The organism is Streptomyces sp. YKOK-I1, from assembly GCF_054660435.1.
Genome location: NZ_BAAGDR010000001.1, coordinates 1,470,679 through 1,490,306, shown reverse-complemented (window position 1 = coordinate 1,490,306; position 19,628 = coordinate 1,470,679). Strand labels below are relative to the sequence as shown.

The 19,628-nt window shown below is 69.6% G+C and carries 16 protein-coding genes; 5 read left to right on the top strand and 11 right to left on the bottom strand.

Features of this window, described 5'->3' with window-relative positions; genetic code table 11:
* Window positions 1-104: 104 nt before the first annotated feature.
* The gene (locus ACYQ8Q_RS06100; protein WP_460062610.1) at window positions 105-1,223 is read right to left on the bottom strand and encodes a ferritin-like domain-containing protein; all 1,119 of its coding nucleotides are present in this window, start codon (window positions 1,221-1,223) and stop codon (window positions 105-107) included.
* Between the two features lie 360 nt (window positions 1,224-1,583).
* Between ACYQ8Q_RS06100 and ACYQ8Q_RS06095 the strand changes: the two genes are divergently transcribed.
* The 5 genes from ACYQ8Q_RS06095 to ACYQ8Q_RS06075 all read left to right on the top strand — a co-directional run bounded on the left by ACYQ8Q_RS06095 (window position 1,584) and on the right by ACYQ8Q_RS06075 (window position 5,868).
* Window positions 1,584-2,045, top strand: a complete 462-nt coding sequence (locus ACYQ8Q_RS06095) for a PaaI family thioesterase (RefSeq protein WP_460062609.1) — start codon at window positions 1,584-1,586, stop codon at window positions 2,043-2,045.
* A 74-nt stretch (window positions 2,046-2,119) separates the two neighbouring features.
* The gene (locus ACYQ8Q_RS06090; protein WP_460062608.1) at window positions 2,120-2,782 is read left to right on the top strand and encodes a TenA family transcriptional regulator; all 663 of its coding nucleotides are present in this window, start codon (window positions 2,120-2,122) and stop codon (window positions 2,780-2,782) included.
* Between the two features lie 41 nt (window positions 2,783-2,823).
* Window positions 2,824-3,528, top strand: a complete 705-nt coding sequence (locus tag ACYQ8Q_RS06085; RefSeq protein ID WP_460062607.1) for a hypothetical protein — start codon at window positions 2,824-2,826, stop codon at window positions 3,526-3,528.
* 3 nt (window positions 3,529-3,531) lie between these two features.
* Window positions 3,532-4,647 (top strand): methyltransferase, encoded by a 1,116-nt coding sequence (locus ACYQ8Q_RS06080; protein WP_460062606.1) that lies wholly within the window; start codon window positions 3,532-3,534, stop codon window positions 4,645-4,647.
* Window positions 4,648-4,662: 15 nt separating this feature from the next.
* A complete protein-coding gene (locus ACYQ8Q_RS06075; protein ID WP_460073191.1) occupies window positions 4,663-5,868 on the top strand; it encodes an acyl-CoA dehydrogenase family protein in 1,206 nt (401 codons plus the stop codon).
* Window positions 5,869-6,522: 654 nt separating this feature from the next.
* On the opposite strand, the gene ACYQ8Q_RS06070 is transcribed toward ACYQ8Q_RS06075, so the two are convergent.
* The 10 genes from ACYQ8Q_RS06070 to ACYQ8Q_RS06025 all read right to left on the bottom strand — a co-directional run bounded on the left by ACYQ8Q_RS06070 (window position 6,523) and on the right by ACYQ8Q_RS06025 (window position 19,596).
* Window positions 6,523-7,299 carry a tyrosine-type recombinase/integrase gene (locus ACYQ8Q_RS06070; RefSeq protein WP_460073189.1) on the bottom strand — a complete coding sequence of 259 codons (777 nt, stop codon included), beginning with the start codon at window positions 7,297-7,299 and terminating at the stop codon, window positions 6,523-6,525.
* Window positions 7,300-7,338: 39 nt separating this feature from the next.
* Complete coding sequence (locus tag ACYQ8Q_RS06065; protein WP_460062605.1) at window positions 7,339-7,563, bottom strand: hypothetical protein; 225 nt, start codon at window positions 7,561-7,563, stop codon at window positions 7,339-7,341.
* A 7-nt stretch (window positions 7,564-7,570) separates the two neighbouring features.
* Window positions 7,571-8,047 (bottom strand): universal stress protein, encoded by a 477-nt coding sequence (locus ACYQ8Q_RS06060; protein ID WP_460073188.1) that lies wholly within the window; start codon window positions 8,045-8,047, stop codon window positions 7,571-7,573.
* A gap of 269 nt (window positions 8,048-8,316) precedes the next feature.
* Window positions 8,317-9,888: an oleate hydratase gene (locus ACYQ8Q_RS06055; RefSeq protein WP_460062603.1), complete on the bottom strand. Its 1,572-nt coding sequence runs from the start codon at window positions 9,886-9,888 to the stop codon at window positions 8,317-8,319.
* A gap of 9 nt (window positions 9,889-9,897) precedes the next feature.
* The gene (locus tag ACYQ8Q_RS06050) at window positions 9,898-10,308 is read right to left on the bottom strand and encodes a hypothetical protein (RefSeq protein ID WP_460062602.1); all 411 of its coding nucleotides are present in this window, start codon (window positions 10,306-10,308) and stop codon (window positions 9,898-9,900) included.
* A 69-nt stretch (window positions 10,309-10,377) separates the two neighbouring features.
* Window positions 10,378-13,062, bottom strand: a complete 2,685-nt coding sequence (adhE, locus tag ACYQ8Q_RS06045; protein WP_460062601.1) for a bifunctional acetaldehyde-CoA/alcohol dehydrogenase — start codon at window positions 13,060-13,062, stop codon at window positions 10,378-10,380.
* Between the two features lie 114 nt (window positions 13,063-13,176).
* A complete protein-coding gene (locus ACYQ8Q_RS06040) occupies window positions 13,177-13,827 on the bottom strand; it encodes a CBS domain-containing protein (protein ID WP_460062599.1) in 651 nt (216 codons plus the stop codon).
* A gap of 16 nt (window positions 13,828-13,843) precedes the next feature.
* Window positions 13,844-16,528 (bottom strand): pyruvate, phosphate dikinase, encoded by a 2,685-nt coding sequence (ppdK, locus tag ACYQ8Q_RS06035; protein WP_460062598.1) that lies wholly within the window; start codon window positions 16,526-16,528, stop codon window positions 13,844-13,846.
* Window positions 16,529-17,045: 517 nt separating this feature from the next.
* A complete protein-coding gene (locus ACYQ8Q_RS06030; protein ID WP_460062596.1) occupies window positions 17,046-17,750 on the bottom strand; it encodes a CBS domain-containing protein in 705 nt (234 codons plus the stop codon).
* 358 nt (window positions 17,751-18,108) lie between these two features.
* Entirely contained in the window at window positions 18,109-19,596 is a 1,488-nt protein-coding gene (locus ACYQ8Q_RS06025) for a bifunctional aminoglycoside phosphotransferase/ATP-binding protein (RefSeq protein ID WP_460062595.1), read from the bottom strand.
* Window positions 19,597-19,628: the final 32 nt, after the last annotated feature.

Here is a 19,628-nt window from a genome sequence, read left to right as displayed (position 1 = left end):
CCAGACGGCGGCGTCAGCCAGCTGTCCTGGTTCGAACACCGCCACCCGGCGCTCCGGAGTCAGCGCACCCCACACCTCGTCCGCCCCGGGTGGGGCACCGTCGCTCATTCGGACTCGGGCTCATCCCTGCCAAGGGTGATTGCTTCGTCCACCTCTTGTTTGCGGTCGGCCAGTTCGCTTTCGTAGCGCTGCCGGTCCAGCGCCTCCGCGATGTCCTCGTCTTGCTTCATGAGAGCTTCGAGGTCGCCCTTGGCGTTGTCGAGGATGCCCATCCCGGCATAGGCGGTTTGAACCTTTTCGCCCCAGAGGCCGATGTCCTTCACGCACGGCACGACTCGGCTGAACAGCAACGACTGGTACAGCTGGTACATCTCGGAGTTCTCTACGAAGTCCATACACGCGTCGAGTGGCAGGCCAAGCTGTTCGTAGACCTCCTTGCCCTTGAAACGGTCGCGTAGCAGGTAGCAGCCCTCCACGACGAATTCCTCGCGCTCGGCGCGTTCCCTGGAGGTCAGCTGGCTGTAGTAGTCCTTCAACGCAAGCCGCCCGAAGGCGACATGGCGCGCTTCGTCCTGCATGACGTAAGCGAGAAGCTGCTTGACCAGCGGAGTGGTCGAGATGTCCCGAAACAGACCGAAGGCGGCGAGAGCCAGGCCCTCGATGAGGACCTGCATGCCGAGGTACGGAAGATCCCACCGCGAGTCCTCCAGGGACTCGGCGAGCAACTTGGCCAAGTCCTGGTTGATCGGGTAGTACATGCCGACCTTCTCGCGGAGGAACCGCGAATAGAGCTCGACGTGCCGCGCCTCGTCCATGGTCTGGGTCGCGGCGTAGAACTTGGAGTCCATGTCCGGAGCCGATTCCACGATGCGGGCTGCCACGTTCAGCGCGCCCTGCTCGCCGTGGAGGAACTGGCTGAACAGCCATGCCCCCTGGTGGCGTGTGAAGGAGCTGCGCTCCTTCTGCGTCATCCGGTCCCAGATGTCGGAGCCGAACAGTGGATTGAACTGTTCCGGCAGGCCCGCCACGTCGTCCGGGTCGACCGCCAGGTCCCAGTCGATGCGCGATTGAGCGTCCCACTGCTTGTCTTTGCCCTTTTGGTACAGGTTCAGCAGCCGGTCGCGACCGTCGTCGTATTCCCAGGTGAATCGGGCATCACCCGCCATGGGAACGTTCCAGATCTCTTTCGGAACGGGCGAAATGTAGAAGTCGAAGGAACTCACTGCTGACTAACCTCCGGGAGCGGGCGGTATGCTCACAGCTGGGGCATAGAAAATCTTGTGCAGTGATACCAGGCGATGGATCGGTCCCGAGTCGTGTGATGCTAGGCGCCGCAACCACTTCGGAGCAATGGTCGATTCACGCCATCTGGCCGGTTCGGTGCGGGTCGAGTGACACTCCCAGGCGACTCGGATTGAATGTGCATATGCTTATTCGTCGGGTCGGTCGCCTGCATGGGATACATTTCGCACAGCCACCTCAAAGACAGGGGTCGGGGTGTGCAGGGCACTTGACGCGCGATTGCCGGGCTGCAAGCGTTGATTGTCGTTCGATGCCGGCAATGAGACGGGAGCGCCACCCCCTTGTCCGAGACATACCTCAAAGAAGAAGGAACGGTATACGATCACCTTGGTGATCGACCGCCCGTCGCGGCGATGATCAACTGGACGTTGCTGAGACTCGACAAGGACGCTCGCTCTATTCATCTGCGCTTTACTGCGGCCGACAACTTCACGAATCCCGGCGGAACGGTCCACGGCGGTTTCATCAACGCCATGCTGGACGAGTGCATGGGGTCGGCGATCGTCGGACTGACCGAGGCTGAATTTCTACCGGTCACCATCTCCATGACCACCGACTTCATCAGGCCCATCGCTCCTGGCGATGTATTCGGTGAAGGGTGCGTCGCTTCCATGAACGGGAAGTCGGCGTTCCTGGAGGCCAAACTCACGGACGCCGAGGGCCGGTTGCTTGCTCGTTCGGTCGGCAGCTTCCGCCTCTTCCCGTTCCCGAAGAGTGAGAAAAAAATCTCGACGGGGATCTGACCTGCCGGTTCTTGATACTCGGCTCACGGTACAACCATGCCCCTGTCCCGTTCCAGACGAAAGGTGTGTTGATCGTGAACAACTTTGAAAAGCTCCTCACCGCGACGGAGAAGGAGTTCAAGGCCGAGATCGAACAGAACCCGCTGATCGAAGTCGTGGCGACCGGGAAGATGAAGCGGGAGCATTACATCGCGTACCTGCGGGAGACGTACCACATGGTGCGGCATACCTCCCGGATGCTGTCCCTGGCCGGCGCCAGGCTCGATGACGACTACCGCAAACTGCGTGACTGGTTCTTCGAGCAGGTCAACGAGGAGAACAACCACGACCTGTTCTGCATCAAGGATCTCACGCAACTCGGTGAGGACCCGGAGACCGTTCTCGCCGTGCCGCCGAAGCCCGGCTCCTGGGGTCTCGTCTCACAGAACTACTACATGGCAACCTACGGCAGTCCGCTGGGCATTCTCGGGGTGGCCAGCCTTACGGAAGGGCTTGGCGCCGAGCTGGGCGGATCGATGGCCGAGATACTCAAGGACACATACGGCATGGCGCGCAACCAGGTGACATTCATCCACAGTCACGCCGGTTTCGACGCGAAGCACATCGAGGACGTCAAGAGAGCCGTCAATGATTTCCTGATCAAGGACACCGACCTGGACGAGGTCATCCAGGGACGCCGGATGACGATCCATTACTACAGCCAGATGTTTAAGGATGTCCTCGCTGCTGCGGCGTAGTCCGGCGACTCCTGTGCGGAACAATGGCAAGTGGAGGGGTCGTGCAACTCACCGTCAAGGACGTACTGGCCAATCTGGATATGGCATCGCCGATCACGTACGCGGCTTCACCGAAGGATGAGGAAGTCCTTCAGGAAGTGCGGAAGTATCAGATATCGGAAATCGGGAGCGTGAACGAGCTCCGAGAGTACAGCGAGTTCCTGGAAAACGCCCTCAAGCCGCTGGGGTTATTCAGTGAGGATTTCCTGCCTCGACCATCCTCGGAATGCTACAGGGTCTCGTTCCGGGGGCAGCTCGTGGCCATCTTCCGGCTGACGCCGACGGCTCGCGACTCCGCTTTCCATCGAGTGATACCCGGAGCCTCCGGGAAAAAGATACTCGAAGTGAACAACGTGGCTGTCGAGCAGTCCTACAAGGGAGATCTCCTCCTGGGGATCATCATGAAGAACTGCGCTCTCCTGTCACACGTGAAGGGGTACGACTTCGTCGCCGGTCTGATCCGACATGAAATCCTCTCGCTGTTCACGGACTTCGGTACGATACCTGTCCGGCACGCTCCTCTTCACCTCTTGGGCGACGAGAGCGTATGCGATTACGTGACGTATTTCATGACGGACAGCGAAGAGCACGTCGACTACGCGATCTCCCGCAGCTACCACTACTTCCACCGGAAGGTGACGATGAGGAGAATCGCGGCCGATGTCGCTGCGTTGAAGACGCGTTCGGTCGAGGTCGTGGGGGGCTGAACCATGCGCAGAGCGGATGAGATCGACTCCGCCGACGATTCCGCCCCGGACGGCGCTGAGCCCGGCGGTGCGGGGAAACAGCGGACCAGCCGGCCGACACCACCTGCCTCGCTCCACCTGATGGGGATGGTCGTGCAGGCCATGGCCGCGAAGTCCGTCCATGCGGCGGCTGAGCTGGGCCTGGCCGACGTCCTCGCGGAACAGCCGCTGACGAGCGGCGAGCTTGCCGAGCGGACCGGTGTCGACGGGCCGTCTCTGCACCGGCTGTTGCTAGCCCTGGCAGGACTGGGGCTGGTGACCCCGGTCGACTCGGAGCGCTTCGCGCTCGCCGACCTCGGGCAGCCGCTCAGGACGGATGCTCCCGACTCGGTCCACGGGCTGATATCCACCATGTGCGGCACCGAAGTCTGGCGGAGCTGGGGAGAGTTGACCACCGGCGTGCGGACCGGCGAGACGGCCTGGGAGCTGGTTTACGGCCTCGACTGGGCCGAGTACTACGCGAGCAACCCGGAATCCTCCAGACTGTTCAACCTGGCCATGTCCGAGAACACTCGTGACCTGGTGCCCGGAATCCTGGCGGCCGCCGATCTGTCCCGGTCCCGGTCCGTGGTGGACATCGGCGGTGGTGACGGCACCCTCATGGCGCATGTCCTGCGCGAGCACCCCGGCCTGACGGGCATGGTTTTCGACATGCCCTCCGGACTGGAGACCGCGGCCACCACGCTCTCGGCCGCCGGTGTCCTGCCCCGGTGCCGACTGGTGAGCGGCGACTTCTTCAGATCGGTCCCGGCCGACGCCGACGCCTATCTGCTCAAGCAGGTCCTCCACGACTGGGACGACGACGAGTCCGCCACCATCCTCCGTAACATCCGCACCGTCATCCCCGACGACGGCCGGGTGTTCGTCCTGGAGCGTGTCCTGCCGCAACAGGTCACCCCCGGAAGCCGCAGCGACGCGACCTCGTTCCTGCTCGACCTCCACATGATGGTGGTGACCGGTGGTCAGGAGCGAACAGAGCACGAGTATCGGCGTCTGCTCGAAGCCGCCGGTTTCAAGCTGAACCGCGCGGTGGCCGTCGCCCGCTCCGACTTCCATGTCATAGAAGCCGTTCCGGCCTGACAGAAGGTGTCGATCATGACTTCGACAAGTGACGCCGGCTCGCTGGACGGCCGGACGATTCTGTCCAACGCCCGCGCTGTCGCACCCATCCTGCGCCAGGAGGCCGCGGAGAGCGAGCGGTGCCGTCGGCTGACGGACCGGGCCGTCGAGGCGCTGCGCTCGACAGGTGTGTTCCGTATGCCGATGCCGCGGGCGTGGGGTGGCCCGGAGGTCGACATCCGGACCCAGACAGAGATCGTGGAGGAACTGTCGGCAGCCGACGGAGCTGCCGGTTGGTGCGCCATGATCGGTTCGGACGGGGGCTTCTACACCTCCGCGATCGACGACGAGGTGGCCCGCAAGCTGTATCCCGACCTCGATGCGATCACAGCCGGCTGGATCGTTCCGGCGGGAAAGCTGCACCGCATCGACGGCGGGTACCGGCTGCGCGGGCAATGGCAGTTCGGCAGCGGGTGCAGCCACGCGGATGTGATCATCGGCGGCGCGGTGGTGTACGAGGACGGGAAGCCGGTGATGACCGAGGAGGGCCGGCCGGAGACGCGGGTGGCCATGCTTCCGGCCGCAGAGTTCGAGATCCTCGACACCTGGGATACGACCGGGCTGGCGGGCAGCGGGAGCCACGACTACCGCACCGAGGGGACCTTCGTTCCCGCCGAGCAGACCTTCCGGCTTCGCGATCTGCGGGAGCGCCGCCGTGAGGGCGTGCTCTACCGCTGGACCGGCATGTTCTTCGCGAACGTGCCCGGGGTGCCGCTCGGCATCGCGCGCGCCGCCCTGGAGGACGCCGAGGACATCCTGGCCACGAAGCTCACCATGCCCGAGATGCGGCCCGCGCGGGAAGATCCGCGGGTGCGGGCCGGTGTCGCCGAGGCCCATGCCATGGTGGGCTCGGCTCGCAGCTACACCTACGGCGTCCTGGACGAACTCTGGTCGGTCCTGGAAAAGGGCGACGAGCCGTCGCTGCGTCTACGGGCGGCGCTCGTCGGCGCGTACATGCACACGATCCGGAGCTGCCTCGACGCAGTGCGCCTCCTGGCGGACACGGTAGGCAGCGCGTCGATCTACCGCCGCTGCCCCATAGAGCGCCACTTGCGCGACCTCACGACAATAAGTCAACACATCATGGGTCAGCCCAAGATCATGGAGATGGCCGGTGCGCTGTGGCTCGGAGTCGATCGCGCGTTGACCAAGAGCCCCCTGACAGCTGAGGGGTTGATCTGACCAGGGCCAGTTCTGGGTGTACGTGCCGGATACGGTAAGCGGCAGATCTACAACAACCCATGCAGAACCTGTGTCTCGTCGATGACGAGGCTTTCGGAGTCCGCTTCAAGGACGACGTAGGTGCAAAGTGTCGCCCTGGACCGGCGGACTCGGGCTGCCCACGGCGGCACGTATGGCCGCATCGAGTTCGACGCGGAGAGGCGCGACGGTCTCTGTCCACAGTTCCCTCCGCTGCTCCACCGGGCCTCGCCATGAGATCGGAATCGTGTAGCACTGGCGGCGAATGACCCTGACGATGTCGTCGACCGCGTCCGGGCCGAGCTCTGCGATGCGGTGACTGCTGTCGTGGACCTCGTCGTAAGCTGCTCGCAGTTCGTCTTCGGTAGTGGCTTGCGACGACAGTGCTCGTCGGAGTTGCCCCAACGCGTTCTGAAAGTATCGATACTCGGCACGTCGGGCTTTCAGCAGCCACCGATCACGTTCAGCCTCAGCTCCGTGGCGGGCCAGCTCTAACGCGCTCCGGTGGTTCACCTCCCAGAAGCACACTCACCGGTATTCCCGCGAGAGCAAGGATCGCCGCGATTCCAGCAAGGTCCATGACGGCAATGATGGACCAGGAGTTGCCGCCGCGCCGTTGACTCTCTGAACCCGTGGTCAGGGCCAGCACGTTGATGGAACGGCGGCGGGGGTGGTGATCGTGGGGATGCCAAGGTCGACAACGCTGTGGCCGGCGGGGCGTCGGTCGAGCTGGGCGAGTTTCTCCTGTGCTCCGGCAAGGCTCACCTGTAGCCCTTCCGCCTCGCCGAGCCATCCTTCGCGGTCGGCTTCGGCGATGCGGGCGAGGAGGTTGTCGCGGATCTCGACGAGTCGGTCACGCTGGGCGGGGTCGGGCCAGAGCATCGGGCAGCGGACACAGGCGTGCTCGTGGATGCGGGGAGTGCCGAAAGCACGGCCGCATGCGCCGATGGAGACCTTGCGTCGCTCGAAGTGGCCGAGGAACTCCTGCCATTCATCGTCGGACGGGACGCGGTATTCCTCGCTGGGGCGGAGGGACCGGCGGCGGGCCAGGAAAGCCGGTGCGCCTGGATCCTCGGGATAGACGGCCTTGTAGCCGAGAGTCACCTTGATGTCCTGGTGCCCGGCGATCACCTGGGCGATGTGCGGCGGCAGCCCGTTGAGCACGGCATCGGTGATGAACAGCCGTCGGAAGTCGTGCGGTGTGCAGCGGAGCGGGGCGCCCGTGGCGTCGGCCAGTCCGGTGTCGATGAGCGCCTGGTCCAGCATGGTGCGGACGGTTTCGTCGGTGAACACCCGGTCTTCGCCGCAGATGCGCCTGGTGTTCCGGACTCGGCAGATGATCGTGCTGAGGACGTCGGCGAGCTCGGGGCTGACCAGCAGGAGCCGCTCGGTGTCCGTCTTGGACCGAACGATCTGAAGGAGGGGAACGAGTTCACCGGTCGTGGGCAGCCGCTATTGGACCAGGCTGTGGTGGCTGAGGTCCAGCAGCTCCTCGATGCGAATGCCGGTGGCCCGCAGGATGTCGACCACCGCCCAGGTCCAAAACGCGCGTTCGTCCTCGAGTCCCAGATCGCGGCGTTTTCCGGTGTGTGGGTCCTCGGCCCAGATCCGGCCGGTCGTTTCCGGCGCGCGCGAGCCTATTCGATCCCCTCCTGCGACCGTCCGACGAAGTTCCACGAGAAGATCAGCACCCGGGCAAGACCCGACCGAAGCTGGAAGAGGCGCTGAAGCTGGCGTACAACATCAAGGAGGCCGCCCCCGACCCAAGAGGGACCGGCGGCCGCCGGAGCGAAGAGGAGCACGTCCTCGAGCACCGGTACCTCCGGGTACCTCCCGCGCCCTCGTGGTCCTCCCACTGAGCGCGCCCCTTCTCCGGCACACCCAAGGGCCAGGCGGCGGCGCAGGGCGGAAACGACCAGGCGTGCACGACGTGCAGACGTGCCCCGTGTACCCGGGCGCTGTCGAAGGCGAAGCCGATCGCACCGTCGGAAGGGGCGCGCGCATCCACGCCGAGCAGGACCTTCCCGGAGCCGTGCGGGGAAAGGGAGCCGTCCGGAACGAGCACGAGCGGCCGGTCCGAGGAGACGACAGCCGACAGCACGCGGGAGTCCGGTGGCCGCCCCGTGGCGTCGGCCCGGTGAGGGGCCTCGCACACGATCATCCTGGCCCGGATCGGGTCCGCGGGGGGACCGGAGACCGCTCGCATCGGCAGACCGCGCAGCCGGGCCTCGCCTTCGGCCCAGCCGGCCGCGGAACCGCCGCGAGCCGACCGCTCGGAACACGCAAGGATCACTTCTTCCGTCACGGTCGGCCCTTCCGGCGCAGCGGGTCACACGGTTCCACCCCAGCGGATCGGTGCCCGGATCCGGCCGTCGGGGAACCCACGAGGCGGGGCGGACGGCCGTACGACGAGGGCACCGTTCCGGTGGCCTAGCCGCGGTGCATGGTCTCCAGGGCCGCCGCCAGCACGTGGGGGTCGTGGTGGCCCTTGTGGACGTCCGGCGGCTGCCTGTCCAGCTTCAGGAGCCGGGCCACCGCGGTCCACGCGGTGCGCACCGAGTACTCGACGGTGAAGACGACGTCGTCCGGCACCTCGGCGAACTGCCCGATGAAGGCGAGGTTGACGGACCCCTCCGGGACCACGCGCGGCCGGTCGCCGTCGCGGCGTGCCAGGAACTGGCTGGTGATGTACGGCATCACGCAGGGCACCACCGTGGAGCCCGCCAGGATCCGCGCCGTCGTCCGCTCGTCGAACGGGAGGTGGTGCAGGACCTCTTCGAGGATCTCCCGGCCGGTGCACTGCGTCATCGGCTTGCGGACGAGGTCGCCGGCGCGGCCGGGGAACAGGCCGTACCCCCACCAGACGGCGACCCCCTCGGGCTGGTCGCGGTAGACGGGCTGACGGTTGGCGACGACGGTGAGCAGCCAGGGGGAGGCGGTGAAGGTCATCAGCCCGCCCTTGCCCGTCGGGCGGCCGCTGAACTCCTCCAGGGCCCGAAGGAAGGCGGGCTCCTTCGTGGTGACCGTGAACGACTCCCAGCGCGACTCCTCGACCCGCTTGTCGAAGGCGCCGGGGTTCCCGAAGTTCTCGCGTCCCCGGGCCAGCCGGTGCCACAGCAGCCACGCGTCGGAGCGCTCCGGAGCGGGCGGGGGCGCGGAGGTGTGCGAACCGAGGCTGGAGGCGTCCGTCATCGAGCCGTTGGTGACGAGGACCAGGTCCTCGGGCGCGACCGGGATCGTCTCGTCGTGACCGTCGCGGCTCAGGTGCAGGGACTCGACCGTGCCGCTGCGGACGCCGGGGGTGAACCCGAGGTCGGTGACCCGGCAGCCCGGGTGGACGGTGACGCCGCGCTCGCGCAGCCACGCGGCCAAGGGCCGCACGATCGAGTCGTACTGGTTGTAGCGGGTGCGGTGGATGCCGGACATCGACGCGAACTCGGGGAAGAGATGGATGAAGCGCCGCAGGTAGCGGCGGAACTCGATCGCGCTGTGCCAGGGCTGGAAGGCGAACGTGGTGCACCACATGAACCAGAAGTTCGTGGTGAAGAAGTGCTCGCCGAAGCAGTCGGTGATGCGCCGGTCGTCCAGGTGCCGCTCGGGTGTGGCCAGACAGCGGACCAGCTCCAGCCGGTCGCGCTCGGAGAAGCCCATGGACGAGGTGTCGACGATCTTCCCGTCGCCGTCGACGAGCCTCGCGATGTCGTCCCAGGCGAAGTCCTCGTGCCCGGCGAGGATCTCCTCGGTCACGGAGACGGCGGGGTCGTCGAGGGTGGGGATGCCGGACAGCAGGTCGTACGTGCAGCGGAACTCGGCCTCGAACATCCGCCCGCCGCGCATGGTGTAGCCGGCCTCCGGCGTGCCGCCCGCGTCCAGGCTGCCGCCGAGGGTCCGCTGCTCCTCGAAGAGATGGATGTCGGACCCCTCGAAGCCGCCGTCGCGGATCAGGAAGGCGGCCGCGGCCAGTGCAGCGATGCCGCCGCCCACCAGGTATGCCTTCGCCATGACCGCCCCTCAGTCCCGTGCCGCGTTGCCGGGCTCGGCCGCGGGACGCGAGGGCCCGCTTCCGCCGCGCCACGGCGGGGCCGTCGTGCCCCGGCCGTCGTCCTGGACGTGGGCCGCCTTGTCGGTCTGGCGGCGCAGCCGGTCCTGGAGCCGGTCGACGACCTCCGTCCCTGTGGCCTCCTCGGCCACCGCGACCACCTGACGACCGCCGATGCGCAGGTCGGCCGTGGCCGACCACGGGTGGCCGGCGTGATGGGCGGAGGCCCGTGCGATGCGCACCTCGCCGGTGACGGAGGGCAGTCCCGGCCGGCCGACGATCGCGTCGATCTTCGTACGGGCGTACGCCAGGGTCGCCTCGTCCACGGCGCCGTCGGAGCGCAGCCGGACCGGCGGGGTCAGCCGTGTGCTGTCGGTGGTCATGGGGATCCTTCCATCGGAACGAAACAGATGAGGGAGGGGAGGGGAGGGCGGGGGAGGGCGCGGTGTCGCTCAGGCGGCCGGGACGGCGGCGTCGGGGACGTCACCGCCGTAGTAGGCCGTGCGCATCAGCGCGCGCATGTCGTCGAGCATCGGCATCCGCGGGTTGGCCGGCGCGCACTGGTCCTCGAAGGCGTTGAGCGCCTGCTGGGAAAGGGCGTCGAGGAAGGCGCGCTCGTCGACGCCGAGGGCCCGGAACGACGGCTCGATGCCGACGGAGTCCCGGAGCCGCTCCACGGCGGCCGCGAGGGACTCGACGCCCTCGGCGGGGGTGGCGGCGGGCAGACCGAGGGTGCGGGCGATGTCCTGGAAGCGTTCGGGGGCACGGTAGTTCTCGTACTTGGGCCAGCCCGTGAGCTTGGTCGGGACGGTGCCGTTGTAGCGGATGACGTGCGGCAGCAGCACGGCGTTGGTGCGGCCGTGCGCGATGTGGAAGGTGGCGCCCAGGGTGTGGGACATGGCGTGGACGATGCCGAGGAAGGCGTTGCCGAACGCCATGCCCGCGATCGTGCCGGCGTTGTGCATCTTCTCCCGCGCCCGTTCGCTCGCCGCGCGGTCGTTGACCGCCGCCTCGATGTTCTCGAAGATCATCCGGATCGCGTGCAGGGCGAGGCCGTCGGTGAAGTCGTTGGCGTAGACGGACACATAGGACTCGATGGCGTGGGTGAGGGCGTCGAACCCGCTGTCGGCGGCGAGACCGCGGGGCAGCGCGGTGGTCAGCAGCGGGTCGACGATGGCCACACTGGGGGTGAGCGCGTAGTCGGCCAACGGGTACTTCTTGCCGGTGGCGGGGTCGGAGATGACCGCGAACGGGGTGACCTCGGCGCCGGTGCCCGAGGTCGTCGGGACGCACACGAGCCGGGCGAGTTTTCCGAGGACCGGGAAGCGGAAGGCCCGCTTGCGGATGTCGGAGAACTTGTGCCGCATGTCGGCGAAGTCGACGTCCTTGCCCTCGGCCTGCTGCTCGTACAGCAGCCACATCACCTTGGCCGCGTCCATGGGGGAGCCGCCGCCCAGGGCGATGATGGTGTCCGGGCCGAAGTCGCCCATGAGGCGGGCGCCGCGTCGCACGGAGTCGATGCTGGGCTCGGGCTCGACGTTGTCGATGACCTGGACGGTGACCGGTTCCCGGCGGCGGCGCAGCACCCGCTCGACGCGGTCGACGAGTCCGAGTCGGGTCATCGTCGCGTCCGTGACGATCGTGACGCGGTGGACGTCCGGCATCGAGGCGAGGTAGCGGAGGGACTGGGGCTCGAAGTAGATCTTCGGCGGGACCTTGAACCACTGCAGGTTGTTGCGGCGCACCGAGACCTTCTTGATGTTCAGCAGGTGGGCGGCGGACACGTTGTCGGACACCGACGTGCTGCCCCAGGAGCCGCAGCCCAGGGTCAGCGACGGCAGTAGACTGGTGTAGATGCCGCCGATGGCGCCCTGTGAGGACGGGGCGTTGACGATGATCCGCACGGTCTTCATCCGCCGGCCGTACGCCTCCGCCAGCGCGGGGTCGCCGGTGTGGATCACGGCCGTGTGCCCCTGGCCCTGGAAGGCGACCATGTCGGCGGCCAGGTCGAAGCCCTGCTCCGCCGAGCGGGCGCGCAGCACCGCGAGCACCGGGCAGAGCTTCTCGCGGGTGAGCGGCTCGTCGGGGCCCACCCGATCGGCCTCGACCAGGATGAGCGAGGTCCCGGCCGGCACGTGGAACCCCGCCCGTTCCGCGATCCACTCGGGGCTCTGCCCTACGGCGGCCGCGTTGACCTTGGGCTCGCAGCCCCCGCCCGCGGTGCCCGCCGGGAACAGGAACGCCTCCAGCCTCGCCTTCTCCTCCGCGGTCGCCAGATGCGCGTGGAGCGTGCGGAACTCCGCGAGCGCGTCGTCGTAGATCTCGTCGTCGAGGACGACGGCCTGTTCGGAGGCGCAGATCATGCCGTTGTCGAACGACTTGGACAGCACGAGGTCGTTGACGGCGCGCCGCAGTTCGGCACTGCGGTGCACATACGCGGGGACGTTGCCGGCGCCGACGCCGAGCGCGGGCTTGCCCGCCGAGTAGGCGGCCTTGACCATGGCGTTGCCGCCCGTGGCGAGGACGAGCGAGACACCGGGGTGGCGCATCAGCGTGCCGGTGGCCTCCACCGACGGCGTCTCGATCCACTGCACGCAGTGTTCCGGCGCCCCCGCCGCGACGGCCGCGTCGCGCACGACGCGGGCGGCCTCGGCGCTGCAGCGCTGGGCGGAGGGGTGGAAGGCGAACACGATCGGGTTGCGGGTCTTCAGCGCCATCAGCGCCTTGAACACCGTGGTCGAGGTGGGGTTGGTGACGGGCGTGACCGCGCACACCACCCCGACGGGCTCGGCCACCTCGGTCATGTCGTCGATGTCGTCGCGGGCGATGACGCCGACCGTCTTCATCGGGCCCATGCTGTGCGTGACGTACTCGCAGGCGAACATGTTCTTGGCGGCCTTGTCCTCGAAGACACCGCGCCCGGTCTCCTCCACCGCGAGCCGGGCCAGCGCGGTGTGCCGGTCCAGGGCGGCGACCGAGGCCTTCTTCACGATGTGGTCGACCTGTTCCTGGTCGAGCGCCTCGTAGTCGGTGAGCGCCTTGAGCCCGTTCTCCACCAGGCGGTCCACCGCGAGGGTGATGTCGGACGGCGCGCCGACGGCGTCGGGGGCCTCGGTGCGGTGTTCGTGGCGGGTCATGGGGGCGAGCCTCCGTGGTCGGGTCAGGGGCCGTTCGTCCGGGTGGCGGGGCGGGGCGGGAGCGGTGCTGCCGGGGCCGGCGCACCGGTACCGCCTCACCGGCAGCCTCTCCCGTCAGCGGTGTCCCGGTGCAGGTCCCGTTGGTCCCTGCACCGGGCCGAACGGCCCCGAAGTGCGCGGCTGTGCAAGCCTGTTGACGACGCCGACCACCCCGTCGACCCGGTACGCCAGCCGGAGCGCCAGCGTCAGGTCTCCGCCGTGCTCCCAGGGGCCGCGCAGCGTGACCACGCCGTCCCTCACCGAGACGGTCACCTCGGGGGCGGTCCGGCCGAGGACGCGGGGCAGCACGTCGTCGAGGACCTCCCGGCGGATCTCGTCGTCGGTCCGCAGGAACACCCGCAGCAGGTCACGCCGCGTGGCGATGCCGATCAACCGGTCCTCCTCGTCCACCACCGGCAGCCGCTCGACGCCGCGCCGCTCCATCACGCGTGCGGCGTCGGCGATCCGCTGCTCCGGGTGCACGGTGATCGCGGGCGTCGACATCAGCTGCCGGGCCGTGACGGGGCGGCCGTCCGGGGTCCGGCCCGCCTGATGGCGGATCAGATCCGTTCCGGAGATCACTCCGACGACCTTGTCGTCCTCGTCCACGACGGGCATCCCGCTGATCCGATGCCGGTCCAGCAGCCGTACGACGTCCTTGAACGGGGTCTCCCGGCGGGCCTGGACGACCTCACGGGTCATCACCTCACCGACGATGCGGGCCATGCGCCCCACCTCCTTCTCACCTGCTGTCACTGGTCCCGGTCCGCGGGAGCGCGGCCCGTCCGGCCTCCAGCCGCGCCACGGGGACGCGGTACGGCGAGCAGGAGACGTAGTCCAGTCCGGCCGCGTGGAAGAAGTGGACGGAGTCGGGGTCGCCGCCGTGCTCGCCGCAGACGCCGATCGTCAGACCGGGGCGCGCGGCGCGGCCTTCGTCGACCGCGAGGCGGACCAGCCGGCCCACCCCGTCGCGGTCGAGGGTCTCGAACGGTGACGTGGCGAAGATGCCCTTGTCGAGATAGGCGGAGAAGAAGGCCGCCTCGACGTCGTCCCGGGAGAAGCCCCAGACGGTCTGGGTGAGGTCGTTGGTGCCGAAGGAGAAGAACTCCGCCTCCTCGGCGATCCGGCCGGCCGTCAGCGCGGCGCGGGGCAGCTCGATCATCGTGCCGACCGGGCAGCGCACCGGGATGCCGGACTCCTCGGAGACCTCGGCGAGGACGCGTTCCACCTCGGCCCGCTCGATGCGCAGTTCCTCGACCGCGCCGACCAGCGGCACCATGATCTCCGCCTCGGGAGAGCCCCCGGCCCTCGTCCGGGCCACGACCGCCTCGGCGATCGCCCGGACCTGCATGGCGACCAGCCCCGGCACCACCAGGCCCAGCCGCACGCCGCGCAGCCCGAGCATCGGGTTCTCCTCGTGCATCCGGTTCACCGCTTCGAGCAGCGCGGTGTCGTACGGGTCCGGCCGCTCGCCCCGGGCCTCGGCGGCGGCGATGCGCACCGCGAGGTCGGTGCGGTCGGGCAGGAACTCGTGCAGGGGCGGGTCGATGAGCCGGATGGTGACCGGCAGGCCGTCCATCGCCTCCAGGATGCCGGTGAAGTCCTGCCGCTGGAGCGGCAGCAGCGCACCGAGCGCCTTCTCGCGTTCCGTCTCGTCGCGGGCCAGGATCATCGCCTCGACCAGCCTGCGGCGCTCGCCGAGGAACATGTGCTCGGTGCGGCACAGGCCGATGCCCTGGGCGCCGAACCGCCGGGCGCGGGCCGCGTCCTCGGGGGTGTCGGCGTTGGCCCGCACCTGGAGCCGCCGTACGCCGTCGGCCCGTTCCATGGTGCGGGCCACGGCATCGACGACCGCGCCGGACCGCTCGCCCGTCTCGAACCACCGCATCACGGCGGAGTCCACCAGGGGAGCGGCGCCCAGGTACACGGTGCCCTCGGAGCCGTCGACGGAGACGACCGTGCCCTCCTCGACGACGGTGTCGCCCACCGTGAAGCGGCGCGCCCCGGTGTCCACGGCGATCGCCTCGGCGCCGCACACACAGACGGTGCCCATGCCGCGGGCCACCACGGCCGCGTGACTGGTCCTGCCGCCGCGGCTGGTCAGCACCGCCTGCGCGGCGATCATCCCGGGCAGATCGTCCGGGGCGGTCTCCTGACGCACGAGGACGACCTTCTCGCCGGCCGCGGCCCGGCGGACCGCCTCCGCCGAGTCGAACACGGCGGCGCCCACGGCCGCGCCCGGCGAGGCCGGCAGCCCGTGCGCGAGCGGCTCCCCTACGGCCGAGGTGTCGAACCGGGGGAACATCAACCGGGCGAGACCCTCCCCGTCGACGCGGGCCAGACCCTCGTCCGGGGTGATCAGGCCCTCGTCCGCCAGCTCCGCGGCGATGGCGAACGCGGCCTCGGCGGTGCGCTTGCCGACCCGGGTCTGCAGCATCCACAGCCGGCCGCGCTCGATGGTGAACTCGATGTCGCACAGATCCCGGTAGTGGGTCTCCAACGCCTCCATGTGGGAGCGGAGTTGCGCGTACGCCACCGGATTCAGCTCGGCCAGGGCGGTCAGCGGGACGGTGTTGCGGATGCCCGCGACGACGTCCTCGCCCTGCGCGTTCGCCAGGTAGTCGCCGTACAGCCCGGGGCGGCCCGTGGCCGGGTCGCGGGTGAAGGCGACGCCGCTGCCGGAGTCGGCGCCGAGGTTGCCGAAGACCATGGTCTGCACGTTCACCGCGGTGCCCAGGTCGTCCGGGATGTGCTCGCGGCGCCGGTAGACGCGGGCGCGCTCGCCGTTCCACGACCGGAAGACGGCGAAGACCGCCCGGCCCAGCTGCTCGGCCGGGGACTGCGGGAAGTCCTCGCCGGTCTCGCGGCGGACGAGGTCCTGGTACGACTCGACGAGCCCGGCCAGGTCCGCGGCGGTCAGGTCCAGATCGCTCGCCGCGCCCCGTGCCTGCTTCAGGTCGTCCAGGACACCCTCGAACAGGGCGCCGTCGACACCCATGACCGTGCTGCCGAACATCTGCACGAGACGCCGGTAGGAGTCCCAGGCGAAGCGCTCGTCGCCGGAGGCCTTCGCCAGGCCGAGCACGGACGCGTCGTTGAGCCCGACGTCGAGGATCGTCTCCATCATGCCGGGCATGGAGAACCGCGCCCCGGAGCGGACGGACACCAGCAGCGGGTCGTCGGCCTGTCCCAGCCGCCGTCCCGCCGCGTCCTCCAGCACCGTGAGACGGTCGGAGATCTCCCGGACCAGACCGGCCGGCTCGGTGCCGGTGGCGAGGTAGGCCCGGCACGCCTCCGTGGTCACGGTGAAGCCCGGCGGGACCGGCAGGCCCAGCCGGGTCATCTCGGCGAGATTGGCTCCCTTGCCGCCTAGCAGGCCGGCCAGGTCACGGCCGCCCTCTGCGAAGTCGTACACGTAACGGACCATGACGCGGGTCTCCTCCGTCGGGCTGCGGGACTGTGGGCTGGGGGCTTTCGAGCTGGGGTACGTCTCCAGCCTCCGGCCGCCGCGGACGGAAGGGCAGGTGCTGTCGGTCCCCTCCAGAGGGCCGGTCGGCCCACGGAAGGCCGCCGAAACCTGACATCGGCTGGACCTGGGAGTACGGCATGGTCGACATCCCGAACCGACTGCCGCTCCGCTTCCGCCTCACCGGGCGGCCGTGGCCCACCCCCGAGACGGCCGAGGCACGGGGCCCCGACGCCAGGTGCAGCGCCTCCCGGTGATCCGGAGCCCTTGCTCCGCCACCGGCGCCGCCGACGGGACCGGGCCACGGTCGGGCACCGGCCCGCGCCGGTCGCGGATCCGTGGCGGAGCGCGCCGCGCGGGTCGGCCCGGCCCGGCGTGATCGGCACGGGCGGCCGGGCCCGTTTGCTCCCGGCCGCCCTGACGGCCCGTGCCGGCGGCGACCAGGACGCGCGGCTTCACGCCCCGCTCGGGGGGACGCTCAGGTGGCCAGTCCGGCGCGGCGTGACCTCTCGGGTTCCGGCAGGCCGGACGCGGTGTCGTCCACCCGGTGGTGCAGCTCCGCGGAGACGTCGACCACCCCGTCCACGCCTTGGCACAGACGCACGAGGACCGGCACGAGGGACCTCCGCTCGACGGTGCCCTTCAGCGACACCCGCCCGTCGACGACGCGCACCGTGACGGTGCCGGGGGTGATACCGAGGGTGCGTACCAGCACCTCCCCGGATATCTCCTCCCGGATGGCGCTGTCGCCCCGGAGGAAGACGCGCAGCAGATCGGCCCTGCTGACCAGACCGACCAGTCCGTCGGCCTCGTCGACCACCGGCATCCGTTTGACGTGGTGACGCTCCATGACCTGGGCCGCCTCCACCGCCGTCCACTGCGGCCTGGCCGTCACGGCCGGGCTGTTCATCAGTCCTTCGGCGGTCGTGGCCGCGGCCTTCGCACGGTCGCCGGGCTCAGTCCGCGGTACCGGCGAGAGGCCGGCCGGATCCAGCAGGCCCGCCTCCTTGCGCAGCAGATCCGCCTCGGAGACCACCCCGACGACGCGTTCGTCGTCGTCCACGACCGGTACGGCGGTGATGTCGTGCTCGGCGAGCAGCTTGGCGATCTCCTTGAAGCCGGCGTCCCGGCGCACGCTGACGACCGATGTGGTCATGAGGTCGCTCACCATCCGGTGCCCCATGGTTCCCGCCTCCTCGTGTCGTGTGCGGCCCCTCCTCCCCCCCCACTCTCCGCCTGACCGGCGGACGCCGCATGGGCCGGTCGGCCCCAACCGGCCTGCCCGCACCCATCCCGCCGGCCGTCGTCGTCCGGGGCCTCGGGCAGCGCATCGGGAGGCGTAGGCGGCGTGGCATGACGGCCTCTCCACGAAGGCGTTCGGGGGGCGTGGCACGCGGCTTCTCCACGTCGGCTTCTCCCCGTCGGCGTCGGGCGGGCGGCGGGGCGACGACCGACTCGCTCCGCGAGCGCGCGCCCACCGGTCCCGCGGTTCGCCGCACCGCGGCAGCCCTCCGGTTCCCTGTCCGGTCCTCGCCACACGCCTAGTCCGGTTCCATGTACGGGCGGCGGAAGACCGGGGCCTGGCCGGCGCCCCACGGTCGTACGGCCGCAAGCGCCTGGGCGACGGCGGACTCCAGCGGTCCGCCGGTGTCGACGGCGACGGCCTCGGGCCACGGCGGCTCCGTGGCCGCCATGGCGGCGGCGACCTCGGTCCCGGCGTCGGACGTACCGGCGGCACGGGTGCTCAGACGGGCCGCCGAGACCTCGCCGGGGACCCGGCAGTGCAGGGCCGTCAGGTCAGCGCCGGTGCGCTCGGCCATCCGCAGGGCCGCCGTGCGCTGCTCGGCGGCGGACCAGGTGGCGTCCAGGACGACGGACTCGCCGGACGACAGCAGGGCGGCCGCGCGGTCGAGCAGGGTGGCGTAGGTCCTGGCCGTCCACTCGGACGTGTACAGACCCTCGCCGTAGGCCGCCGCGGCCGACCGCTCCGGCGGGATGCCCGCGAGCTCCTTGCGGAGCCGGTCGCTGCTGAGGAGCGTGGCCTCCAGCCGACCGGCGAGCGCACCGGAGAGGGTGGACTTCCCGCTGCCCGGCAGTCCGCCGACGAGGGTGAGGCCGACGGCGGCGGTGCGCAGATGACGCAGGGTCGTCGAGACCAGCCGCCGTGCCGCCGACTCCGCGCCCGGCGCTCCCTGGCCCGCCTGGATGAGCGACACCTTGGCGCGGACGAACGCGCGGTAGGCGACGTAGTGGTGCCACAGGGACGGGGGTGCGGGGTCGCCGGAGTACTCGCTGTACCGGGCGAGGAAGTATGCCGCCGCCTCCGGGGCGCCGAGCTGTTCCAGGTCCATGGCGAGGAAGGCGGCGTCGTCCAGACCGTCGACGTACCGGAGCCGGTCGTCGAACTCCAGGCAGTCCAGGACGCGGGGGCCGTCGTCGAGGCAGAAGACGTCCTCGGCGAGCAGGTCACCGTGGCCGTCCACCACCCGCCGCTGGGCGATGCGGGAGTCGAACAGCCGCTCGCGGCCGGCGAGATAGCGGCGCACCAGCCGCTCGACCTCGGGCATCCCCTCGGGCACTCCTTCGGGCAGGGAGCCGTCGTCGGCCGAGGCGTGGATCTGCGCGAAGCTCGCCTCCCACCGCGCCGCCAACGCGTCCCGCGTGCCCTGTTCGTCCACCTCCCGGCCGCGGGGCGCCTCCGCGTGCCAGGCGGCGAGCCGACGGGCCACGGCCCGCAGCACGTCGTCGAGCGTCGCGCCCGTGCGCACGAGCCGGGAGAGGCGTCGGTCCGTCGGCATGCGGCGCATCACCACGAGAGGCTCCGCGACCTCGGCGTCGGGACCGGTGAATTCGCCGAGGCCCAGGTACACGTCCGGTGCGAAGCGGCGGTTGAGCGCCACCTCGCGTGCGCAGGCCGTCCGGCGGGCCGCGGGCGAGCTGTAGTCCAGAAACCCCAGATCCACCGGCTTCTTGACCTTGTAGGCGCGGTCGCCGGCGAAGAACAGGATCGCGGTGTGGGTCTCGCACACCTCCGCACGGGGCGGCGGACCCACCGGGTGAC